Here is a 19,212-nt window from a genome sequence, read left to right on the forward strand (position 1 = left end):
ATGTACGGAACGCCTACCTGACGACCCAGCAGGATGTGCTCACGGGTCTGCGGCATCGGGCCGTCAGTCGCAGCAACAACCAGGATAGCGCCGTCCATCTGAGCAGCACCGGTGATCATGTTTTTCACATAGTCGGCGTGGCCCGGGCAGTCAACGTGCGCGTAGTGACGGGTCGGGGTTTCATACTCAACGTGAGAAGTGTTGATGGTGATACCACGAGCCTTCTCTTCCGGCGCGTTATCGATCTGATCGAACGCACGAGCCTGGCCACCGTATTTCTTGGACAGAACGGTGGTGATTGCTGCAGTCAGGGTGGTTTTACCGTGGTCAACGTGACCGATGGTGCCCACGTTTACGTGCAGTTTGTTACGTTGAAATTGCTCTTTCGCCATGGCGATAATCCTTACTGTTATGCCTTCATCATTGATGAAGGCATCTGTTCACTATTTTAAACCGTAGCCTTATTTGCCACGAGCTTCAATAACGGCCTGAGCGACGTTGTTCGGCGCATCATCGTACTTCAGGAACTCCATGGAGTAAGAAGCACGGCCTTTGGTCAGAGAACGCAACTGGGTCGCGTATCCGAACATTTCAGACAGCGGCACTTCAGCGTGAATCTGAACGCCGGTAGCGTTGGATTCCTGCCCTTTGAGCATACCACGGCGACGGCTAAGGTCACCGATAACGTCACCCGTGTTCTCTTCCGGCGTCTCTACTTCAACCTTCATGATCGGCTCAAGCAGTACCGGATGGGCTTTCTTAAAGCCGTCTTTGAACGCGATAGAAGCAGCCAGTTTAAACGCCAGTTCTGAGGAGTCGACGTCATGGTAAGAACCAAAGTGCAGACGAACGCCCAGATCAACTACCGGATAGCCAGCCAGCGGACCTGATTTCAGCTGCTCCTGGATACCTTTGTCAACGGCCGGGATGTATTCGCCAGGAATCACACCGCCTTTGATGTCGTTGACGAACTCGTAGCCTTTCGGATTCGAGCCCGGCTCCAGCGGGTACATGTCGATAACAACATGACCGTACTGACCACGACCACCAGACTGCTTGGCGTGTTTACCTTCGATATCGGTAACTTTAGTGCGAATCGCTTCACGATAAGCAACCTGCGGTTTACCGACGTTCGCTTCAACGTTGAATTCACGCTTCATACGGTCAACGATGATGTCGAGGTGCAGCTCACCCATACCGGCGATGATGGTCTGGTTAGACTCTTCGTCAGTCCATACGCGGAATGACGGGTCTTCTTTCGCCAGACGGCCCAGAGCCAGACCCATTTTTTCCTGGTCAGCTTTGGTTTTCGGCTCAACGGCGATAGAAATTACCGGCTCCGGGAATTCCATACGCTCAAGGATAATCGGTTTAGCAGGATCACACAGGGTATCACCGGTGATCACATCTTTCAGACCGATTGCCGCAGCGATGTCGCCTGCGCGAACTTCGCTAATCTCTTCACGTTTGTTCGCGTGCATCTGAACAATACGACCGAAACGCTCGCGTGCAGATTTTACAGAGTTCAGTACGGTATCGCCTGAGTTAACCACGCCAGAGTACACGCGGAAGAAGGTCAGGTTACCTACGAACGGGTCGTTCGCAATTTTGAACGCCAGCGCAGAGAACGGCTCGCTGTCATCAGCATGACGCTCAGCAGGAGTATCTTTGCCGTCGTCCAGCATACCGTTGATCGCAGGAACGTCAGTCGGTGCCGGCAGGTACTCAACCACAGCATCCAGCATCGCCTGAACACCTTTGTTCTTAAATGCAGAACCACAGGTCACGAGGATGATCTCGTTGTTCAGTACGCGCAGACGCAGCGCTTTCTTGATCTCTTCTTCGGTCAGCTCTTCGCCGCCCAAATACTTCTCCATCAGCTCTTCAGATGCTTCAGCTGCGGATTCGATCAGATTCTGGCGCCATTCTTCAGCCAATTCTTCCATCTCAGCCGGGATATCTTCGTAAACGAAGGTAGTACCCTGATCAGCATCGTTCCAGTTGATGGCCTTCATTTTGATCAGGTCAACAACGCCGGTGAAGTTCTCTTCAGCGCCGATTGCCAACTGCAGCGGAACCGGAGTTGCGCCCAGACGCTCTTTAATCTGACCAACAACTTTCAGGAAGTTCGCGCCCATGCGGTCCATTTTGTTAACGAACGCAATACGCGGAACTTTGTATTTATTGGCCTGACGCCATACGGTCTCAGACTGCGGCTGCACGCCACCTACTGCACAGTAAACCATTACTGCGCCATCGAGCACGCGCATGGAACGTTCTACTTCGATGGTGAAGTCAACGTGTCCCGGGGTGTCGATGATGTTGATGCGGTGCGGCTCAAACTGCTTAGCCATACCTGACCAGAACGCGGTGGTCGCCGCAGAAGTGATGGTAATACCACGCTCCTGCTCCTGCGCCATCCAGTCCATGGTTGCTGCGCCATCGTGTACTTCACCGATTTTATGGTTAACACCGGTGTAGAACAGGATACGCTCGGTGGTAGTGGTTTTACCGGCGTCAATGTGTGCGCTGATACCGATGTTACGGTAGCGCGCAATGGGTGTTGTACGAGCCATTTGATTCCTCTGATTCTCGGACGTTCAAAGTTAGTCGAACCCAGCGGGTTGGCTGTTTGAGCGCCCGCTGGTTTAACAACTACTACGTGGCTATTACCAGCGGTAGTGAGCGAACGCCTTGTTGGCTTCTGCCATACGGTGAACGTCTTCACGTTTCTTCACTGCGGTACCTTTGTTTTCCGCAGCATCAGAAAGTTCGTTCGCCAGGCGCAGAGCCATAGATTTATCACCGCGTTTACGAGCAGCTTCTACGATCCAACGCATTGCCAGGGCATTACGACGAACCGGACGGACTTCAACTGGCACCTGATAAGTAGAACCACCAACACGGCGAGACTTAACTTCAACAGTCGGACGCACGTTTTCGAGGGCTACTTCGAAAGCTTCCAGTTCAGATTTACCAGAACGCTGAGCCAGGGTCTCCAGCGCGGTATATACGATTGCTTCAGCAGTAGATTTTTTACCATCTACCATCAGGATATTTACAAATTTGGCCAGCAGCTCAGATCCGAACTTAGGATCCGGCAGGATTTTACGTTGACCAATGACGCGACGACGTGGCATGGAAATACTCCGTTGATAATTCAGGATTGTCCAAAACTCTACGAGTTTATTTTGACATTTATGTTAAAACGTTTGGCCTTACTTAACGGAGAACCATTAAGCCTTTGGCTTCTTCACGCCGTATTTGGAGCGGGCTTGCTTACGGTCTTTAACACCTGAGCAGTCCAGCGCGCCACGAACGGTGTGGTAACGCACACCTGGCAGGTCTTTAACACGACCGCCACGGATCAGGATCACGGAGTGTTCCTGCAGGTTATGACCTTCACCACCGATGTAGGAGGTAACTTCAAAACCGTTGGTCAGACGAACACGGCAAACTTTACGCAGTGCTGAGTTCGGTTTTTTCGGGGTGGTGGTGTACACACGAGTACAAACACCACGTTTTTGCGGGCAGGCTTCCAGCGCAGGCACGTTGCTCTTTGCAACTTTGCGTACGCGTGGTTTGCGAACCAGCTGGTTAACTGTTGCCATTAAATAGCTCCTGGTTTAGCTTTTGCTTCGTAAACACGTAATAAATCGCCTCGTATTACTACGAGGACGCAGAATTTTAGGGCTGTGCTAAAAAGGTGTCAAGAAATAACCAGGATTTACGCGATTACCAGGTTATTTGCTGCTGATGTTTTGCGGTTAGGGCAACGAATCCAGTATAGTCCAGCGATGACACTTTGGCTGAAATTTGTGCAGATAATCCTCGCGCTTCAACATCTTCCAGCAATACCCACAGCGTGGCGGGCGCGGAAAGCAGCCTTTCCAGCATTGCGCTGCCCGCCAGGGCGCCCAAAACGCCATCCTGCAATAACAGCAGGTCATCCTCCGGATTTAGCATGCGAAGCAGCGTTTCGATATCGCACTGCCAGGGGGAATGCATCAGAGTATGTAGCATCTGTGGTTCTCAGAAAGTGATAATGCGGTCAAATTCAGCCAGCCGCTGGCGCAGCGCGTCCGGTTCCAGCACTTCCACATCAAGCACGCGCGCCGCCTCAGCCGCCAGACCGCGCGCCTTCAGCGAATCATGACAAAGGTAGCACTGCTCAATGTCATACAACGGCAGCACGCCAAACGTGGCGATGTAGTTGCGTGCCAGAATGCGCTCCGGCTGTTGCTGGCTGGTTAACTGCAACACCCCATCGCCGATAAAAAACAGCCCGATGCTCTCGCTCAGCGCGGCCGTCGCCAGCGCGGCGTCAAGTCCTTCTCGCCCGGCGCTGGTGCCGTGCGGCGCGTGGGTAAACACAAAGGCAACGCGATTCATCAAAATTGCACCAGTCGATCGCAGCTGAGCGCCGCGTCCGCCAGCGCGCCCAGTCCGCTGAGTTCAAAACCGGGCTGCAGGTTGCTGCCCGCCAGCTGCAATCGGGTTGCTTCCTGCGGATCGGTAACGCCGCGCCGCAGCGCCGCGGCAACGCAAACATTCAGCACCACGCCCTGCTCCTGCCGCAGCGCCTGCCATGCGCGCACTAAATCGACCTCGTCACTGGCTGGCGCGGTAAGCTGATTCGCATTCAGCACCCCTTCCCGGTAAAAAAACACGCTCTCCAGCTGATGACCCGCCGCCAGCAGCGCACGCGCAAACAGCAGCGCGCTGCTGGCCTGCTGCGTTCCGTAGGCAGGGCCGGTAACCAGCAGGGTATAACGCATCAGCGCTCCTGCCCCTGGAAATCACCATTTTTGAACTGGCGAATATAGAGGTACACGGTGTGCTTGGAGATGTTCAGGCGATCGGCAACCTGGTTGATGGCGTCTTTGATATCGAAAATGCCTTTTTCATAAAGGTTGAGCACCACCTGACGATTCTTCGCATTGTTTGAGACGTTGCGGTCGGCGCTCACCTCTTCGATGGTAAATTCCAGCGTTTGCGTCACCAGATCTTCGACCGAGCTGGCAAAGTTGACGTTGGAATCCACCTGCTGCATTTCAGGCGGCATAAAGGTGGACATGATTTGCGAAAACGGCACGTCAAGGTTCATGTTGATGCAGAGCAAGCCGATCACCCGCTGCTGGCGGTTGCGAATCGCAATGGTCACCGACTTCATCAGCACGCCGCTTTTGGCGCGGGTAAAATAGGCTTTGGAGACATTGCTGTCCGCGCCGTGCATATCATGCAGCATACGCAGCGCCAGATCGGTTATCGGCGAACCGACTTTACGCCCGGTATGTTCGCCGTTGGCGATACGCACCGCAGAGCATTTTAAATCTTCCAGCGAATGCAACACGATCTCACAATGTGAACCGATCAGCATCGCCAGGCCATCCACGACGGCCTCGTAGGACTTCAGAATATCGTAATCGGCTTGTTCGAACGGACGCTGTTCGAGCAAATCGAAGTCGGTCAGTTCACCGGGATTGAATGGATTAGACATCGAAGACATCACCCTAAATGGCTGGAGCCTGTCACAGCGCTGCAGGGCAGACTCAATATTTGGATAGTTATGCAGGCGCTAGTCTGGCAAATGTCGGCCGCTTATGCCAGAGCTTTGTCATCGTGCTGAAATGAAACCGCCGCTTCGCAGCGGCGGTGAAAAGCTTACTGAGCTTTTTGCCCGGCAGCGGCAGGCGCCTGCGCCTTGTCATCCGCTTTCGGCGCTGGCTTGATGTCCAGCAGCTCAACGTCGAATACCAGCGTAGAGTTGGCAGGGATGCCCGGCACGCCGTTTTTGCCATAGGCCAGCTGCGGCGGGATCACCAACTTGATTTTGCCGCCTTTCTTAACGTGCTTCAGGCCTTCAGTCCAGCCCGGGATCACGCCATCCAGACGGAAAGAGAGCGGTTCGCCGCGCGTATAGGAGTTATCAAACTCGGTGCCGTCGATCAGCGTACCTTTGTAGTTAACTACCACGGTATCGCTGTCTTTCGGCGCGTCGCCGCTGCCCTCTTTCTCAACTTTGTACAGCAGGCCGCTGTCAGTTTTCTTCACGCCGCTCTCTTTGGCGAATTTTGTGGCATAGGCATCGCCTTTATCCGCGTTTTCTTTAGCGTCTTTTTCCATCTTGGCCTGTGCTGCGCCTTTTACGCGACCTTCGAATGCCTGCAGCGTCTGCTCAATCTCTTGATCAGAGAGCTTGCTCTTGCCAGCAAACGCATCCTGCACGCCAGCGATCAGCTGCTGTTTGTCCAGTTTGATGCCCAGTTTTTCCTGCTCCTTCAGGGAATTGTCCATGTAGCGACCCAGCGAAGCACCTAACGCGTAAGCAGACTGCTGATCTTCATTATTGAACGCAGCGTTTTTCGGTGCCTGAGCCTGAGGCGCAGCAGTCGGTGCTGCTGTCGGCTCTGCCGCCATTGCCAGCGGAGCGCTGAGCGCAACGGCCATAGTGGTAGCTAACAATGTGACTTTAAACAGTGATTTCATCCTTTCTCCAAAACCGAAGCCTCTAACCTCGGGAATTATTGCGGACTAAAGGCCCACACTATAACTGTACGTGGCGGTGGCGAACACTACCACAATGTAATTACCCGGTTAACCTCCGACCTTTTTTGCATCAGGAAGTTTCATCAGAGATGATGTCGTCTCGCCTGTTTTCAAGCGGGACGGTGACGATGAATGAAAAAATCAGGTGATTCTGCGGCGGCAGGTCGTAAAATCACGCCTGAACAGGCACCGTAACAGAAGGAGAAGCTATGCAATATTCAGAGTGGGAGAAACGGCTGGAAGCCCTTGAGAGCAAGGTCGCATTCCAGGAACTGACCATCGACCAGCTGAACCAGACGGTGACCCAGCATGAGCTGGAACTGAGCAAAATGCGGGAGCAGATGCGCCTGATGGTGAGCAAGCTTAAGGGCGCCGCGCCGTCGATGGTGGCGTCGCAGGCGGAGGAGACGCCGCCGCCGCACTATTGATCAGTCCAAAGTAGCGGCACTGCGGCTGCATGCTCGCGCACGCTTTGAAGCGAGCGCCAGAAAAGCAAAAGGCCACCCGGAAGGTGGCCTTTATCATTGCAAAGCGATGTTAGTGACTGCAGCCGCAGCCGCCGGTGCCGCAACCACCCTGACCATGGTCATGGTCGTGATCATGGTCGTGATCGTGATGATGGCCATGTTCGCCATGTACGTGTCCATGAGCCAGTTCTTCCGGCGTGGCTTCGCGAATCGCAACAACTTCCACGTTGAAGTTCAGGTTCTGGCCCGCCAGCATGTGGTTGCCGTCAACCACAACGTGCTCATCTTCCACTTCGGTAATTTCTACCGGTACCGGACCCTGATCGGTTTCCGCCAGGAAACGCATACCAACCTGCAGTTCGTCCACGCCCATAAAGACATCTTTAGGCACGCGCTGAACCAGATTATCGTCGTACTGACCGTAGGCTTCGTTTGCCGGGATATGCACGTCAAACTTGTCGCCGACTACATGATTTTCCAGCGCTTTTTCCAGACCAGAAATCAGGGAACCATGACCGTGCAGATAGTCCAACGGTGCACTCACCGGTGACTCGTCAACCAACACACCGTCTTCTGTACGTACCTGATAGGCCAGGCTAACCACCAGGTCTTTAGCTACTTTCATGATATCTCCTAACCGTTGAGAACTGCGATCCCGTCCCATTGGTCTATTTTTGCGTGCAATAACACCAACCAGAAAGGTTCAAAACCAGGGATAAAAACGCAACTGCGCTTTTCATTGCCCCAGCGTTAATTGCGCCGATTGTAACGGAATTCAATCCCGCTGTAAGTTTAAGCTTAAAAAAAGCTGAGCTATTACGCTACTCAGGATGAAAAATCCCTATCACTTGCTCCTGATTACGAACCTGATCGCGTACTTGCTTATCGGCTTCACGCATCTGGTGACCGCACTTCACGCACTCTACGACATCGACATTGTTTTCACGCCACATCGCCAGCGTGTCTTTTTCCTGACAGTGCGGGCACACCGCACCGGCAATAAAACGTTTACGCATGTTGTTTCCCGCCCGTTCTGTTTCAGATCGGATTAGCTAAGTTTAGCTGACAGTGGAACGATCGCTTTTTCCCCTACTACTGATCGTCCCAGCCATCGAACTGGCGCTTCTCCTGCTGCATTTCACGCTGGAAGATATCCTCCAGCTCCCGTCGCGCCTCGCGTACGCGCGAAATCTGCGCGCTGTCGGCATGGTTCGGCATCAGCTCGCGCAGCATGCGCATATCGAGCCGGCGAAAATGCAGCTGGGCGCGCTGCGCCTGATGCGGGTGCATACCCAGCGTCATCAGCGCCTTGCGGCCTAACTCCAGCGCGCTGGAGAAGGTTTCACGCGAGAACTGCGTCACGCCCGCCTGCAGCAGCTCATGCGCTTCCACACGACCACGCGCCCGCGCCAGAATCTGCAGCTGAGGAAAATGTTGCTGACAGAGGTGCACAATGGTCATTGAGTCTTCCGGATCGTTACAGGTAATCACGATAGACTGGGCGCTGGCCGCACCGGCCGCGCGCAGCAGCTCAAGCTCGGTGGCATCGCCATAGTAAACCTTGTAGCCATATTTACGCATCAGGCTCACGGCGCTGATATCACGCTCCAGCACGGTGATGCGCTTGTTGTTCGCCATCAGCAAACGGCCAACCACCTGGCCGAAGCGGCCAAAGCCGACCACGATCACCTGCGGCTGGTCGTCATCGACAAAGGGCTTCTCGCCTTCATCGTCCGGCTCGTTAAAGCGACGAGCGAGAATTCTGTCAACTCCCTGCATCAGCAGCGGCGTGGTCATCATCGACAGCGTGACGGTGACCAACAGCAACGGCAGCTGATCGCCGGAAAAAAGTTTGGCGGAGGAGGCAGCGGAAAAGAGCACAAAAGCGAACTCCCCGCCCTGACTCAGCACGCCAGAAAACTGCAATCGCTCGGAGCTGCGCAGGCCGTAAATGCGCCCCAGCAGATAAAGCGCCAGGCTTTTTATCGCCACCAGAATCAGCACGCCGAGCAGAATCGCCACGATATGGGTGTAAAGCACGCCAAGATTCAGCGCCATGCCCACAGAGATAAAGAACAGCCCGAGCAGCAAACCTTTGAAGGGATCGATAGCGACTTCCAGCTCGTGGCGATACTCGCTTTCTGCCAGCAGGATACCGGCGATAAAGGTTCCCAACGCCATCGAGAGGCCCAGCGCATCCATAAACAGCGCGGAACCCAGCACCAGCAGCAGCGCGGCGGCGGTAAACACCTCGCGCACGCCGGAGGCGGCGATATAGCGGAAGATGGGTCGCAGCAGATAGCGTCCACCAATCAGCATACCGGCAAAGGCCAGCACCTTCATGCCGAGTTTCATCCAGTCGACGCTGCCATTGTCGCTGCCCGCCAGCAGCGGCACCAGCGCCAGTGCGGGAATAACCGCCAGATCCTGGAACAGCAGCACCGAGAAGCCGAGCTGGCCCGCCTCGCTGCGGTTCATGCCTTTATCGCGCATCAGCTGCAACGCCATGGCGGTAGAAGACATCGCCAGACCGATGCCGCCGATGACTGCGGCCTGCCATTCAAAATCGGTCAGCCAGAGCAAAACGCCCAGTACGGCGGCAGAAAAAATCACCTGTGCGGCGCCCACGCCGAAAATAGAGCGTCGCAGCGACCAGAGTTTGGAGGGGTTCAGTTCCAGACCGATGATAAACATCAGGAACACCACGCCAAGCTCGGAAAAGTGAAGAATCTCTGCCACATCGCTGATAAAGCCCAGGCCCCAGGGACCGATGGCGATACCGGCCAGCAGGTAGCCCAGCACTGCGCCGATACCGAGCCGCGCGGCGACCGGCACTACCAGCACTGCGGCAAACAGGTAGATCACGCCGGCGGTAAGCAGGGATGGTCCTTCCATTACAGGCCTCCGTTGGGCAGCGGCGTCGCCAGCCAGTCGCCATAGGCACGGGCAACGTGCTTCATCATCTCCGGCGTCTGTCGGCGCGCCCAATAGATAATCATCGGCGTCATCCAGTGCATCCGACACATTTGCGCCGTCAGTTCGAAGGGGCGCATGATCTCACTCATGGGATAACGGTTAAGGCCATCTTCATGATAAGCGGTCTCCGGCTCGCCGGTGGTGACTACGCTGCGCCAGTATTTGCCTTCCAGCGCATTGCCGCCCACGCCGCTGGCGAAGCCGCGCGACAGCACGCGATCCAGCCACTCTTTCAGCAGCGCCGGGCAGCTGTAGGTATACAGCGGATGTTGAAACACCACCACCTGATGCTCACGCAGCAGCTGCTGTTCATGATGAATGTCGATAAAAAAGTCAGGATAATGCGCATAAAGATCATGCACCGTGACATGCTCAAGTTGCTGAGCAGGCTGCAGCAAAACCCGATTGGCGATGGAATCCTGTGATTCCGGGTGGGCGTAAAGTAGCAAAACTTTTGGCGGCTGCGACATCGTTCTCCTCTGGATCGTCAAATCGTCGTCACAGCGCGGGATTTCCGCTACCATGCACGACGCAACGAATGTTCATCTCATTATGTTGCCGATAAATTAACATATTCTGACGATACGGCGCTTATGATTGTCTTTTCCTCGTTACAAATTCGACGCGGTACCCGGGTTCTGCTGGATAATGCCAGCGCAACCATTAATCCCGGCCAGAAAGTCGGCCTGGTGGGCAAAAACGGCTGCGGCAAATCAACGCTGCTTTCCCTGTTAAAAGGTGAGATCAGCAGCGATGCCGGCAGCGCAACTTTCCCCGGCAACTGGGCGCTGGCGTGGGTCAATCAGGAGACGCCTGCGCTCGGTAAGCCTGCGCTTGATTATGTTATCGACGGCGACCGTGAGTATCGTCAACTTGAGGCAGAACTTGAGCAGGCTAACGCGCGCAACGACGGCAATACCATTGCGCTGCTGCATGGCAAGCTGGACGCCATACAGGCCTGGAGCATCCAGGCGCGCGCCTCGAGTCTGCTGCACGGCCTCGGCTTCGCTCAGGAGCAGCTGCTGCGTCCGGTGAGCGATTTCTCCGGCGGCTGGCGAATGCGTCTTAACCTGGCGCAGGCGCTGATCTGCCGCTCCGATCTGCTGCTGCTTGATGAACCCACCAACCATCTCGATCTGGATGCGGTGATCTGGCTGGAGCGCTGGCTGAAAAACTATCCGGGCACGCTGATCCTGATTTCCCACGATCGCGATTTCCTCGATCCGGTAGTGGATAAGATTCTGCACATCGAGCAGCAAACGATGTTTGAATATACCGGCAACTACAGCTCCTTTGAGCGTCAGCGCGTAGCTAAGCTGGCGCAGCAGCAGTCGTTATATGAGCATCAGCAGGAGAAAGTGGCGCACCTGCAAAGTTATATCGATCGTTTCCGCGCCAAAGCCTCCAAGGCGAAGCAGGCGCAGAGCCGCATTAAAATGCTGGAGCGTATGGAGCTGATCGCGCCAGCGCACGTTGATAATCCCTTCAGCTTTAGCTTTCGTCCGCCGGAGAGCCTGCCTAATCCGCTGCTAAAAATGGAGAAGGTCACTGCAGGCTATGGCGATCGCGTGATTCTTGACGCCATCAAGCTGAACCTGGTGCCGGGTTCGCGCATCGGACTGCTGGGGCGTAACGGCGCGGGTAAGTCGACGCTGATCAAGCTGCTGGCGGGCGAATTAACGCCGCTCGATGGCGAAATCGGTCTGGCGAAAGGCATCAAGCTCGGTTATTTCGCCCAGCATCAGCTGGAATTCCTGCGGGCTGACGAGTCGCCATTGCAGCATCTGGCGCGCCTGGCACCTAAGGTGCTGGAACAGCAGCTGCGCGATTACCTTGGCGGCTTTGGTTTCCAGGGCGACAAGGTCAGTGAAAATACCGAACGTTTTTCCGGCGGCGAAAAAGCGCGTCTGGTGCTGGCGCTTATCGTCTGGCAGCGCCCGAACCTGCTGCTGCTTGATGAACCCACCAACCATCTCGACCTCGATATGCGGCAGGCGCTGACCGAAGCGCTGATCGATTTCGAAGGCGCGCTGGTGGTGGTTTCGCACGATCGCCACCTGCTGCGTGCCACCACCGACGACCTCTATTTGGTACACGACGGCAAAGTGGATATGTTCGAAGGCGACCTGGAAGATTACCAGCAGTGGCTGATCGATTTGCAGAAACAGCAAGCCCAGCAGGACGCCGCACCGAAGTCGGATAACGGCAACAGCGCACAGGCGCGTAAAGATCAGAAGCGACGCGACGCTGAACTGCGCGCTCAGACCCAGCCGCTGCGCAAGCAGATCGAAAAGCTGGAGAAGCAGATGACGAAGTGGCAGACGCAGTTGACCGAAGCGGAGAACCAACTTGCCGAGAGCGCCATCTACGATCCGAGCCGCAAAGCGGATCTGACTCTGGCATTGCAGCGTCAGGCGGAAAGCAAATCGGCGCTGGAAGAAGTGGAAATGGCCTGGCTGGATGCGCAAGAGCAGCTGGAAAATATGATCGCCGAGTAATCGATTTTACCTTTCTCCTCGATCTTAAAATGATCGTACCGGAGCGAGACAAGGCGCCAGGCTCAAAACAAGCGGAGCATACTGAAGTATGTGAGCATTGTTTTGAGCCGCAGCAACGCAATCGCAGCCCGGTACGGGCATTTCAAAAAGGTCTATCGCCTAATACCGTCGCGCGATGCATCACTCTGCGCGCCGGATAATAATCCGCATTCGCATAATGTTGCGTTACGCGGTTATCCCAGATCGCCATATCATTCTCCTGCCAGCGCCAGCGCACCTGAAACTCTGGCTTGGTAATATGCGTAAACAGAAAGCCCAACAGCGCATCGCTCTCTTTCTCGCTCAGCTCCAGAATGCGTGTGGTAAAGCCTTCGTTCACAAACAGCGCCTGCCTGCCGCTCACCGGATGGGTACGGATCACCGGATGCTGTACCGGCGGATGTTTCGCCACCGCCTGCTGCCAGCGCTGATGTTCCTCCTCAGTTTTGCGGTATTTATACTCCTGAAACGACTTTTTGAAGTCATGCTCAGCATGCAGACCCTGCAACAGGCTTTTGAACGGCTCGGAGAGCGCATTATAGGCCGCAATCCCGCTGGCCCATAAGGTATCGCCGCCGCTTTCCGGCAACCGTTTCGCCGCCAGAATAGCAACCGCCGGCGGCGTCTCGATAAAGGTGACGTCGGTGTGCCAGTTGTCGTTATCCGGCGGATTGTCCTGATGGGTATCCAGCACGATGATCTCATCCACGCCGTCGGCGTGCGGGTAGACCGGATGAATGTGCAGATCGCCAAAGCGCGCCGCCAGCAAACGCTGCTGCTGCGGCGTAATTTGCTGATCGCGCAGGAACAGCACCTGATGACGCATCAGTGCATGGTATAACTGCTCAAACTGCCCGTCGCTGAGCGGTTTAGCGAGGTCGAGGTTAGTGACCTGCGCGCCGATATGGGGCCCCAGCGCGGTAATCGTTAAGCGTTCGTTCATTACTGTTCTCCATTCCAGGGCGTCAGGCGGCGTTGCAGCACGCGCAGACCCAGTTCTAAACTAAAGGCGATGAGTGCAATCACGGCGATGCCGGCCAGCACCACATCGGTAGCGAGAAATTCACCGGCGGACTGCACCATAAAGCCCAGCCCGCGCGTGGCGGCGATCAGCTCAGCTGCCACCAGCGTCGACCAGCCCACGCCAAGACCAATACGTAAACCGGTAAGAATCTCCGGCAGCGCGCCGGGTAAAATCACCCAGCGCAGCAGTTGCCAGCGGCTGGCCCCCAACGCTTGCGCGGCGCGAATGCGCACCTGCCGGCTGTTTTTCACCCCTGCCAGGGTCGACAGCGCGACCGGCGCGCAGATTGCCAGGTAGATCAACAGAACTTTCGAGGTTTCGCCGATGCCGAACCAAATGACCATCAGCGGCAGATAGGCGAGCGGCGGCACAGGACGGTAGAGTTCAATCAGCGGATCGAGCAGGCCGCGTACGGCGGGGCTTAGTCCCATGGCGATCCCGACCGGAATGCCGATAATGGCCGCAGCCAGCAGGGCAATCAGCATCCGCGTCAGGCTGGCGGCGAGATGCTGCCAGAGCGTGGCGTCCATAAAGCCCTGCGGGCTGGCGATCAGCAACAGCTTTTGCAACACCTGCTGCGGCGACGGCAGAAACAGCGGGCTAATCAGGCCCAGCGCGGTTACGCTCCACCAGGCCAACAGTAAAATCAGCAGACTGAGAAAACTCAGACTCAGCGGACGCGAAAGCGGCCAGCGCAGGCGAAGGCGCGCCACCAGTGCTTTATCATTCATCAGCGTGCTCATGCGAATGTCTCCCGCTGGGCGAATACCCGACTCAGCACATATTCTCGACGCGCAATAAAAGCGGGATCGGACTTGATGCTGCGGCAGGCTTCCCCCCCGGCGAAGCGGCGGCCAAAATCAAGCTTCAGCCGTTCCATCACGCGGCCCGGTCCCGGCGAGAGCAGCACCAGATCGCTGGCGAGAAACACCGCTTCTTCAATGTCGTGGGTAATCAGCAGGATCTGTTTGCCGCTGTCGCGCCACAGCGTCAGCAGCAGCGTCTGCATCTGTTCGCGGGTAAAAGCATCCAGCGCGCCGAAAGGCTCATCCAGCAGCAGCAGCTGTGGATCCGCCGCCAGCGCCCTGGCAATGCCGACGCGCTGCCGTTGCCCGCCGGAAAGCTGCCAGATAAAACGTTTCTCCGCCCCCTCCAGCCCCACTTTTTGCAGCAGACGACGGGCGATAGCGTGACGTTCGACACGCGCCATCCCCGCCAGCTGCAGGCCGAAGGCGACGTTATCAATCACGTTGCGCCACGGCAGCAGCCCCTCGTTCTGAAACACCACGCCACGCTCCACGCCCGGCCCGGCAATCTCTTTGCCATCCAGCGTGATGCTGCCTGATTCCAGCGGCAAAAAACCGGCGATCAGGTTGAGCAAGGTGGTTTTGCCGCAGCCGGACGGGCCGAGCACCACCATAAGTTCGCCCTGATTCAGTTGCAGGCTTATATCCTGCAACGCGGGCTGTCCGGCGTAGCGAGCATTCAGGTGCGCGATGCGAAGCATGATGATCTCCTCAGGGTTGCGCCAGGGGTTGAACAAAGCGGCTGGTGACGTAATCGCTGTAGTCTGTTGACGCCTGCGGCACCTTGCCCTGCTCTTTCAGGAAACGCGCAGTATCGACAATCGCCCGGTTGACCGGTTTCCCCAGCTGCCCAATCTGCTGCTGCGCCGTGAGATAGGTATTGCCTTGCACCAGGCCCGCCACCTGCGCCTGTGGTACGCCGCTCAGGCGCGAGAGTTTGCTGAGATTATCTGGCTGCGTCAGCCACTGCTGTGGGTTATCCAGATAAGCTTTCTGTGCCGCCAGCGCGCTGCGGGCAAAAGCGGTGACAATCTCCGGATGCTGCTGAGCAAAATCTTTGCGCACTACCCAGACATCCAGCGTCGGCGAGCCCCAGGCCGCCACCTGCGAGGAGTCGGTCAGCACTCTGCCCTGCTTCTCCAGCTCGTTCACTGCGGGTGCCCAGACGTAGGCGCCGTCGATGTCGCCGCGTTGCCAGGCGGCGGTAATAGCTGGCGGCTGGAGGTTAATCAGCTGCACCTGATCCGGTTTGATGCCCCAATGCTTCAGCGCGGCGAGGAGGCTGTAGTGCGTAGTGGAGATAAAGGGAACGGCAATGCGCTTGCCCACCAGATCCTGCGGGGTGCGGATCTCTTTTTTCACAACCAGCGCTTCGGAATTCCCTAGCTGCGAGGCGAGCAGGAAAGCTTCTATCGGCAGCTGTTGCGCGGCGGCTACCGCCAGCGGGCTGGAGCCAATATTGCCGATCTGCACGTCGCCGGAGGCGAGTGCGCGCAGCACGCCCGAGCCGCTGTCGAATTTACGCCAGTCCACCGTGGCGCCGCTCTCGCTGGCGAAGGTGTTATCCGCCTGCGCCACCTTGGCTGGCTCCGCTGAGGTTTGATACGCCACGGTGACGTTGACCGCGTTGGCCTGAAACGCCACCAGCGCCAATGCTGCGGCTAAAAATGAAAAACGCGCTTTTGCTGTCATGATGCACCCTGAGAGAGTTGTGTTGCTTGCAGTCTCTCCGCGGTACGGGATTTCATAAAGGAACTTAAAATTATCCCTAATAAAAATAAGTTCTTAGATCATCTCTGGTTTAACTCATGCAAAAAATGCAAATGATTTCAGGCCTGACGGCAAAGCAGACCGGGCGCGCTGCAAAATGCTGTGGTATTAATAGGCTTCCCGCTTTCCTGGTTAAGAAGGTTCGCCCGTACCATGTCGATAGAGAAAGTAGCGCTGCTGGCAGGTGTCTCAAAGGCTACCGTTTCCCGCGTATTGAATGAGCACCCCGGCGTGAGACCCGATACGCGTGACAAGGTACTGGCCGCGATTAACTTCTGCGATTACCAACCGAACCTGCTGGCACGTCAGCTGCGCACTGCGCAAAGCCATATGCTGCTGGTGTTGATTTCAGATATCACCAATCCGTTCTGTGCCAACGTGGTGCAGGGAATCGAGGCGGAAGCGGAAGCGCAGGGCTATCATATTCTGTTGTGTCATACCGCCTCGCAGATGCGGCGCGAGGCAGCCAGTCTGGGTCTGCTGGCGGGCAAAGTGGTGGATGGCGTGATCACCATGGATGCGGCAAGCTGTCTGCCGGGCCTGACGGAATTTATTGGCGATTTTCCCTGGGTGCAGTGCGCCGAATGCGATCCGTCGATCAACGCCTCTTCCGTTACCATTGATAACCTGGCCGCCGCGCGCGATACCGTGCGCTATCTTGCCGGTAAGCGGCGTCGACGAATCGCCTTGGTCAACAGCGATATGCGCTATCTTTATTCTCATCAACGCGAGGCGGGCTACCGCGCGGCGCTTGAGGAGATGGAGCTGAGTTGGGCGAGCATCGAATATGCCGAAAGCCTGACCTGCGAGGCGGGCATCGCCGCGTTTCGCCGTCTGCTTCAGCGGCCTGAACGGCCCGATGCGGTTTTCGCTGTCTCAGATATGCTGGCGGTCGGCGTGATTCACGCCGCGCTGGAAGCGGGACTGCGCGTGCCGGAAGATTTAGCGGTGGTGGGTTTCGACGGGATAGCGTTAACCGGCAGCCTTAATCCACCGCTCACCACCATTGAACAGCCTATGCATCAGCTTGGCGTGCGCAGCGTGCAGCTGCTGTTGAAAAAGATTCGTCAGCCGCACGCGCCAGCCATCCATGAGGTTCTGCCCTGGAAGCGCATTGAACGCGCTTCCTGCTGACTCAATGCCAGATTAACAGTACGCAGGCTGCCGTCAGGGCGCCCATGGCAAGGTTAAATATTTTCCACGCGCGACGGCTGCGCAACAGACGGCCAATCAGGCTGCCGAAGCCCAGCCAGGCGATCCCCGCCACCAGATTGACAATCGCCATGCCGACGCTGATAGCGACCACCGACGAACGATAAGCGTCGCCCGCCAGGCTGAAGCTGGCTACCGCGCCGAGCGCCATCAGCCAGGCTTTCGGATTGATCAGCTGCAACAGCCCGCCCTGCCAGAAGGGCATCGGCGTTTGCGGCCCGTCGCCGGTTTCCAGCTCTTCATAGGCGGCCGTGGCGATTTTCCACGCCAGCCACAGCAGGTAGAGGCTGCCAGCGAGCTTCAAAAACAGATGCAGCGAAGGATAAAGCAGAATCAGTCCGCCCACGCCAAAAGCGACCAGCAGCAGCATCAACTGCATACCGATCATAATGCCGATCATCAGGGGAAGGGATCGCAGAAAGCCAAAGTTGGCGCCGGACGCGGTGAGTAACATATTATTAGGGCCTGGCGTGATCGCGGCAACCCAGAGAAAGCCCAGCATTGAAAAAAACAGACTCAGTTCCATGTATGTCGGGTGCTCCTCACCCAGAAAAAACAGACAGCCCATCGAAGCTAACAGTGTGATATGAATCAGACAAGCCTTTACGACATGAATTTTAGTCACGCGCCAGTTGAGACCTTTACGCCGATGGCGGGTATGCGTAATCCGCATCTGCAAACCGTGCTGCCGCGTCTGGTTCGTCGTCACATTACCCTGAAACCGCACTGGCAGCGCCTCGACCTGCCCGACGGCGATTTTGTCGATCTCGCCTGGAGCGAAGATCCCGCGCAGGCGCGCCATAAGCCGCGCGTGGTATTGTTCCACGGGCTGGAAGGCAGCTTTCACAGCCCCTACGCCCATGGACTGTTGCAGGCCTGGCAACAGCGCGGCTGGCTGGGCGTCGTGATGCATTTTCGCGGCTGCAGCGGCGTGCCGAATCGTCTCGGACGTATTTATCATTCCGGCGAAACGGAAGATGCCGCGTATTTTCTGCACTGGCTGCAGCAGCGCTGGGGCAAAGCGCCCACCGCCGCGGTCGGCGTCTCGCTTGGCGGCAATATGCTGGCCTGCCTGATGGGAAAACAGGGCGACAGCGCGCTGCTGGATGCGGGCGTGGTGATCTCCGCGCCGCTGCTGCTGGAGCCATGTAGCGTCAGGCTGGAAACCGGATTTTCACGCCTTTATCAGCGTTATCTGCTGGAGCAGCTAAAAAAGAATGCGGAACGCAAACTGCGCGCCTGGCCCGGCACCCTGCCGGTCAACCTGTTACAGCTGAAAGCGCTGCGCAAGCTGCGCGATTTCGACGATGCCATTACCGCCCGCGCGCACGGCTTCCATGATGCCGCCGATTATTACCGTCGCGCCAGCGCCATGCCGCTGCTGCCTGATGTGCGTAAGCCGCTGCTGATCATCCACGCTCAGGACGATCCTTTTATGACTGACGAGGTGATCCCGGATCCGACGCGGTTACCTGCTAACATTACTTATCAACTGACCCGCTACGGCGGTCACGTTGGCTTTGTGGGGGGTACGCTGCGCAAGCCGCAGATGTGGCTTGAACGACGCGTGCCGCACTGGCTTTCACCTTATCTGGAAAACTAAGCTGTGATAATTCCCTGGCAACAAGTGGATCCCGAAACGCTCGCCAATCTGATTGAGGCCTTTGTGCTGCGCGAAGGCACCGATTATGGCGCAGAGGAGCGCAGCCTGGCGGAAAAAGTCGAGGATGTCCGGCGTCAGCTGGAGCGCGGTGAGGCGGTGCTGGTCTGGTCTGAACTGCATGAAACGGTCAACATCATGCCGCGCGGCGAGTTTCGCGGCTGACGGAGAGCGGATGACACTGGGGCGGCAATCATGCTAACAATGCACA

23 protein-coding genes are annotated in these 19,212 nt (G+C 56.7%); 5 read left to right on the forward strand and 18 right to left on the reverse strand.

Annotated features, from left to right (window positions below; all coding sequences use genetic code 11):
* The 9 genes from ABU178_RS16775 to fkpA all read right to left on the reverse strand — a co-directional run.
* Nucleotides 1–392: GTP-binding protein (locus ABU178_RS16775; RefSeq protein WP_397216972.1), on the reverse strand; the 392-nt coding region annotated here is incomplete at its 3' end.
* A 69-nt stretch (nt 393–461) separates the two neighbouring features.
* Nucleotides 462–2,576 carry an elongation factor G gene (fusA, locus tag ABU178_RS16780; protein WP_397216974.1) on the reverse strand — a complete coding sequence of 705 codons (2,115 nt, stop codon included), beginning with the start codon at nt 2,574–2,576 and terminating at the stop codon, nt 462–464.
* 93 nt (nt 2,577–2,669) lie between these two features.
* Nucleotides 2,670–3,140 carry a 30S ribosomal protein S7 gene (rpsG, locus tag ABU178_RS16785; RefSeq protein WP_397216975.1) on the reverse strand — a complete coding sequence of 157 codons (471 nt, stop codon included), beginning with the start codon at nt 3,138–3,140 and terminating at the stop codon, nt 2,670–2,672.
* A gap of 96 nt (nt 3,141–3,236) precedes the next feature.
* Nucleotides 3,237–3,611, reverse strand: a complete 375-nt coding sequence (gene rpsL, locus ABU178_RS16790) for a 30S ribosomal protein S12 (protein WP_003852912.1) — start codon at nt 3,609–3,611, stop codon at nt 3,237–3,239.
* Between the two features lie 124 nt (nt 3,612–3,735).
* Nucleotides 3,736–4,023 (reverse strand): sulfurtransferase complex subunit TusB, encoded by a 288-nt coding sequence (gene tusB, locus ABU178_RS16795; RefSeq protein WP_397216978.1) that lies wholly within the window; start codon nt 4,021–4,023, stop codon nt 3,736–3,738.
* Between the two features lie 9 nt (nt 4,024–4,032).
* Nucleotides 4,033–4,392, reverse strand: coding sequence for a sulfurtransferase complex subunit TusC (gene tusC, locus ABU178_RS16800; RefSeq protein WP_397216980.1), 360 nt, complete (start codon nt 4,390–4,392; stop codon nt 4,033–4,035).
* Nucleotides 4,392–4,778 (reverse strand): sulfurtransferase complex subunit TusD, encoded by a 387-nt coding sequence (gene tusD, locus ABU178_RS16805; protein WP_397216982.1) that lies wholly within the window; start codon nt 4,776–4,778, stop codon nt 4,392–4,394. The genes tusC and tusD overlap by 1 nt, the downstream gene beginning before the upstream one ends.
* On the reverse strand, nt 4,778–5,500 hold the full coding sequence (locus tag ABU178_RS16810; protein ID WP_397216984.1) for a transcriptional regulator: 723 nt from the start codon (nt 5,498–5,500) through the stop codon (nt 4,778–4,780). Before ABU178_RS16810 ends, tusD begins: the two co-directional genes overlap by 1 nt.
* A 164-nt stretch (nt 5,501–5,664) precedes the next feature.
* On the reverse strand, nt 5,665–6,489 hold the full coding sequence (gene fkpA, locus ABU178_RS16815; protein WP_397216986.1) for an FKBP-type peptidyl-prolyl cis-trans isomerase: 825 nt from the start codon (nt 6,487–6,489) through the stop codon (nt 5,665–5,667).
* A gap of 269 nt (nt 6,490–6,758) precedes the next feature.
* Between fkpA and ABU178_RS16820 the strand changes: the two genes are divergently transcribed.
* On the forward strand, nt 6,759–6,977 hold the full coding sequence (locus tag ABU178_RS16820; protein WP_397216988.1) for a SlyX family protein: 219 nt from the start codon (nt 6,759–6,761) through the stop codon (nt 6,975–6,977).
* Nucleotides 6,978–7,086: 109 nt separating this feature from the next.
* Here the strand turns inward: ABU178_RS16820 and slyD are convergent, their stop codons facing one another.
* The 4 genes from slyD to kefG form a co-directional block, all read right to left on the reverse strand.
* Nucleotides 7,087–7,641, reverse strand: a complete 555-nt coding sequence (gene slyD / locus ABU178_RS16825) for a peptidylprolyl isomerase (RefSeq protein WP_397216990.1) — start codon at nt 7,639–7,641, stop codon at nt 7,087–7,089.
* A 196-nt stretch (nt 7,642–7,837) separates the two neighbouring features.
* Complete coding sequence (locus ABU178_RS16830) at nt 7,838–8,032, reverse strand: YheV family putative zinc ribbon protein (protein WP_397216992.1); 195 nt, start codon at nt 8,030–8,032, stop codon at nt 7,838–7,840.
* Nucleotides 8,033–8,108: 76 nt separating this feature from the next.
* Nucleotides 8,109–9,911 (reverse strand): glutathione-regulated potassium-efflux system protein KefB, encoded by a 1,803-nt coding sequence (kefB, locus tag ABU178_RS16835; protein WP_397216994.1) that lies wholly within the window; start codon nt 9,909–9,911, stop codon nt 8,109–8,111.
* The gene (kefG, locus tag ABU178_RS16840; RefSeq protein ID WP_397216996.1) at nt 9,911–10,462 is read right to left on the reverse strand and encodes a glutathione-regulated potassium-efflux system ancillary protein KefG; all 552 of its coding nucleotides are present in this window, start codon (nt 10,460–10,462) and stop codon (nt 9,911–9,913) included. The genes kefB and kefG overlap by 1 nt, the downstream gene beginning before the upstream one ends.
* 123 nt (nt 10,463–10,585) lie before the next feature.
* Here kefG and ABU178_RS16845 point away from each other — a divergent pair, with 123 nt between their 5' ends.
* Nucleotides 10,586–12,490 carry an ABC transporter ATP-binding protein gene (locus ABU178_RS16845; protein ID WP_397216998.1) on the forward strand — a complete coding sequence of 635 codons (1,905 nt, stop codon included), beginning with the start codon at nt 10,586–10,588 and terminating at the stop codon, nt 12,488–12,490.
* Between the two features lie 142 nt (nt 12,491–12,632).
* Here the strand turns inward: ABU178_RS16845 and tauD are convergent, their stop codons facing one another.
* From tauD to tauA, 4 genes are read right to left on the reverse strand one after another with little or no spacing between them, the layout of a single operon-like run.
* Nucleotides 12,633–13,472, reverse strand: coding sequence for a taurine dioxygenase (tauD, locus tag ABU178_RS16850; RefSeq protein WP_397217000.1), 840 nt, complete (start codon nt 13,470–13,472; stop codon nt 12,633–12,635).
* Entirely contained in the window at nt 13,472–14,296 is an 825-nt protein-coding gene (tauC, locus tag ABU178_RS16855) for a taurine ABC transporter permease TauC (RefSeq protein WP_397217001.1), read from the reverse strand. Before tauC ends, tauD begins: the two co-directional genes overlap by 1 nt.
* Complete coding sequence (gene tauB, locus ABU178_RS16860; RefSeq protein WP_397217003.1) at nt 14,293–15,060, reverse strand: taurine ABC transporter ATP-binding subunit; 768 nt, start codon at nt 15,058–15,060, stop codon at nt 14,293–14,295. The genes tauC and tauB overlap by 4 nt, the downstream gene beginning before the upstream one ends.
* Nucleotides 15,061–15,070: 10 nt before the next feature.
* Entirely contained in the window at nt 15,071–16,051 is a 981-nt protein-coding gene (gene tauA / locus ABU178_RS16865; protein ID WP_397217005.1) for a taurine ABC transporter substrate-binding protein, read from the reverse strand.
* Nucleotides 16,052–16,282: 231 nt separating this feature from the next.
* On the opposite strand from tauA, the gene ABU178_RS16870 reads away from it, so the two are divergent.
* Nucleotides 16,283–17,263, forward strand: coding sequence for a LacI family DNA-binding transcriptional regulator (locus ABU178_RS16870; protein ID WP_397217007.1), 981 nt, complete (start codon nt 16,283–16,285; stop codon nt 17,261–17,263).
* A 1-nt stretch (nt 17,264) separates the two neighbouring features.
* Here the strand turns inward: ABU178_RS16870 and ABU178_RS16875 are convergent, their stop codons facing one another.
* The gene (locus tag ABU178_RS16875) at nt 17,265–17,867 is read right to left on the reverse strand and encodes a LysE family translocator (protein ID WP_397217009.1); all 603 of its coding nucleotides are present in this window, start codon (nt 17,865–17,867) and stop codon (nt 17,265–17,267) included.
* 60 nt (nt 17,868–17,927) lie between these two features.
* Between ABU178_RS16875 and ABU178_RS16880 the strand changes: the two genes are divergently transcribed.
* Together ABU178_RS16880 and ABU178_RS16885 are read left to right on the forward strand one after the other, a co-directional pair.
* Nucleotides 17,928–18,944: a hydrolase gene (locus ABU178_RS16880; protein WP_397217011.1), complete on the forward strand. Its 1,017-nt coding sequence runs from the start codon at nt 17,928–17,930 to the stop codon at nt 18,942–18,944.
* 3 nt (nt 18,945–18,947) lie between these two features.
* The gene (locus tag ABU178_RS16885) at nt 18,948–19,166 is read left to right on the forward strand and encodes a YheU family protein (RefSeq protein ID WP_397217013.1); all 219 of its coding nucleotides are present in this window, start codon (nt 18,948–18,950) and stop codon (nt 19,164–19,166) included.
* Nucleotides 19,167–19,212: the final 46 nt, after the last annotated feature.

This window comes from Pantoea osteomyelitidis (assembly GCF_044342975.1).
Taxonomy (GTDB): Bacteria; Pseudomonadota; Gammaproteobacteria; order Enterobacterales; family Enterobacteriaceae; genus Pantoea; species Pantoea osteomyelitidis.

Coding starts and splice junctions, on each gene's coding strand:
- tauB (WP_397217003.1), bottom strand. CDS start 15,060: ATGCTTCGCATCGCGCACCTGAATGCTCGCTACGCCGGACAGCCCGCG.
- rpsL (WP_003852912.1), bottom strand. CDS start 3,611: ATGGCAACAGTTAACCAGCTGGTTCGCAAACCACGCGTACGCAAAGTT.
- ABU178_RS16875 (WP_397217009.1), bottom strand. CDS start 17,867: ATGGAACTGAGTCTGTTTTTTTCAATGCTGGGCTTTCTCTGGGTTGCC.
- ABU178_RS16830 (WP_397216992.1), bottom strand. CDS start 8,032: ATGCGTAAACGTTTTATTGCCGGTGCGGTGTGCCCGCACTGTCAGGAA.
- slyD (WP_397216990.1), bottom strand. CDS start 7,641: ATGAAAGTAGCTAAAGACCTGGTGGTTAGCCTGGCCTATCAGGTACGT.
- kefB (WP_397216994.1), bottom strand. CDS start 9,911: ATGGAAGGACCATCCCTGCTTACCGCCGGCGTGATCTACCTGTTTGCC.
- tusC (WP_397216980.1), bottom strand. CDS start 4,392: ATGAATCGCGTTGCCTTTGTGTTTACCCACGCGCCGCACGGCACCAGC.
- tauA (WP_397217005.1), bottom strand. CDS start 16,051: ATGACAGCAAAAGCGCGTTTTTCATTTTTAGCCGCAGCATTGGCGCTG.
- rpsG (WP_397216975.1), bottom strand. CDS start 3,140: ATGCCACGTCGTCGCGTCATTGGTCAACGTAAAATCCTGCCGGATCCT.
- kefG (WP_397216996.1), bottom strand. CDS start 10,462: ATGTCGCAGCCGCCAAAAGTTTTGCTACTTTACGCCCACCCGGAATCA.
- tusB (WP_397216978.1), bottom strand. CDS start 4,023: ATGCTACATACTCTGATGCATTCCCCCTGGCAGTGCGATATCGAAACG.
- tusD (WP_397216982.1), bottom strand. CDS start 4,778: ATGCGTTATACCCTGCTGGTTACCGGCCCTGCCTACGGAACGCAGCAG.
- ABU178_RS16870 (WP_397217007.1), top strand. CDS start 16,283: ATGTCGATAGAGAAAGTAGCGCTGCTGGCAGGTGTCTCAAAGGCTACC.
- tauC (WP_397217001.1), bottom strand. CDS start 14,296: ATGAGCACGCTGATGAATGATAAAGCACTGGTGGCGCGCCTTCGCCTG.
- fusA (WP_397216974.1), bottom strand. CDS start 2,576: ATGGCTCGTACAACACCCATTGCGCGCTACCGTAACATCGGTATCAGC.
- ABU178_RS16820 (WP_397216988.1), top strand. CDS start 6,759: ATGCAATATTCAGAGTGGGAGAAACGGCTGGAAGCCCTTGAGAGCAAG.
- ABU178_RS16810 (WP_397216984.1), bottom strand. CDS start 5,500: ATGTCTAATCCATTCAATCCCGGTGAACTGACCGACTTCGATTTGCTC.
- ABU178_RS16880 (WP_397217011.1), top strand. CDS start 17,928: ATGAATCAGACAAGCCTTTACGACATGAATTTTAGTCACGCGCCAGTT.
- fkpA (WP_397216986.1), bottom strand. CDS start 6,489: ATGAAATCACTGTTTAAAGTCACATTGTTAGCTACCACTATGGCCGTT.
- tauD (WP_397217000.1), bottom strand. CDS start 13,472: ATGAACGAACGCTTAACGATTACCGCGCTGGGGCCCCATATCGGCGCG.
- ABU178_RS16845 (WP_397216998.1), top strand. CDS start 10,586: ATGATTGTCTTTTCCTCGTTACAAATTCGACGCGGTACCCGGGTTCTG.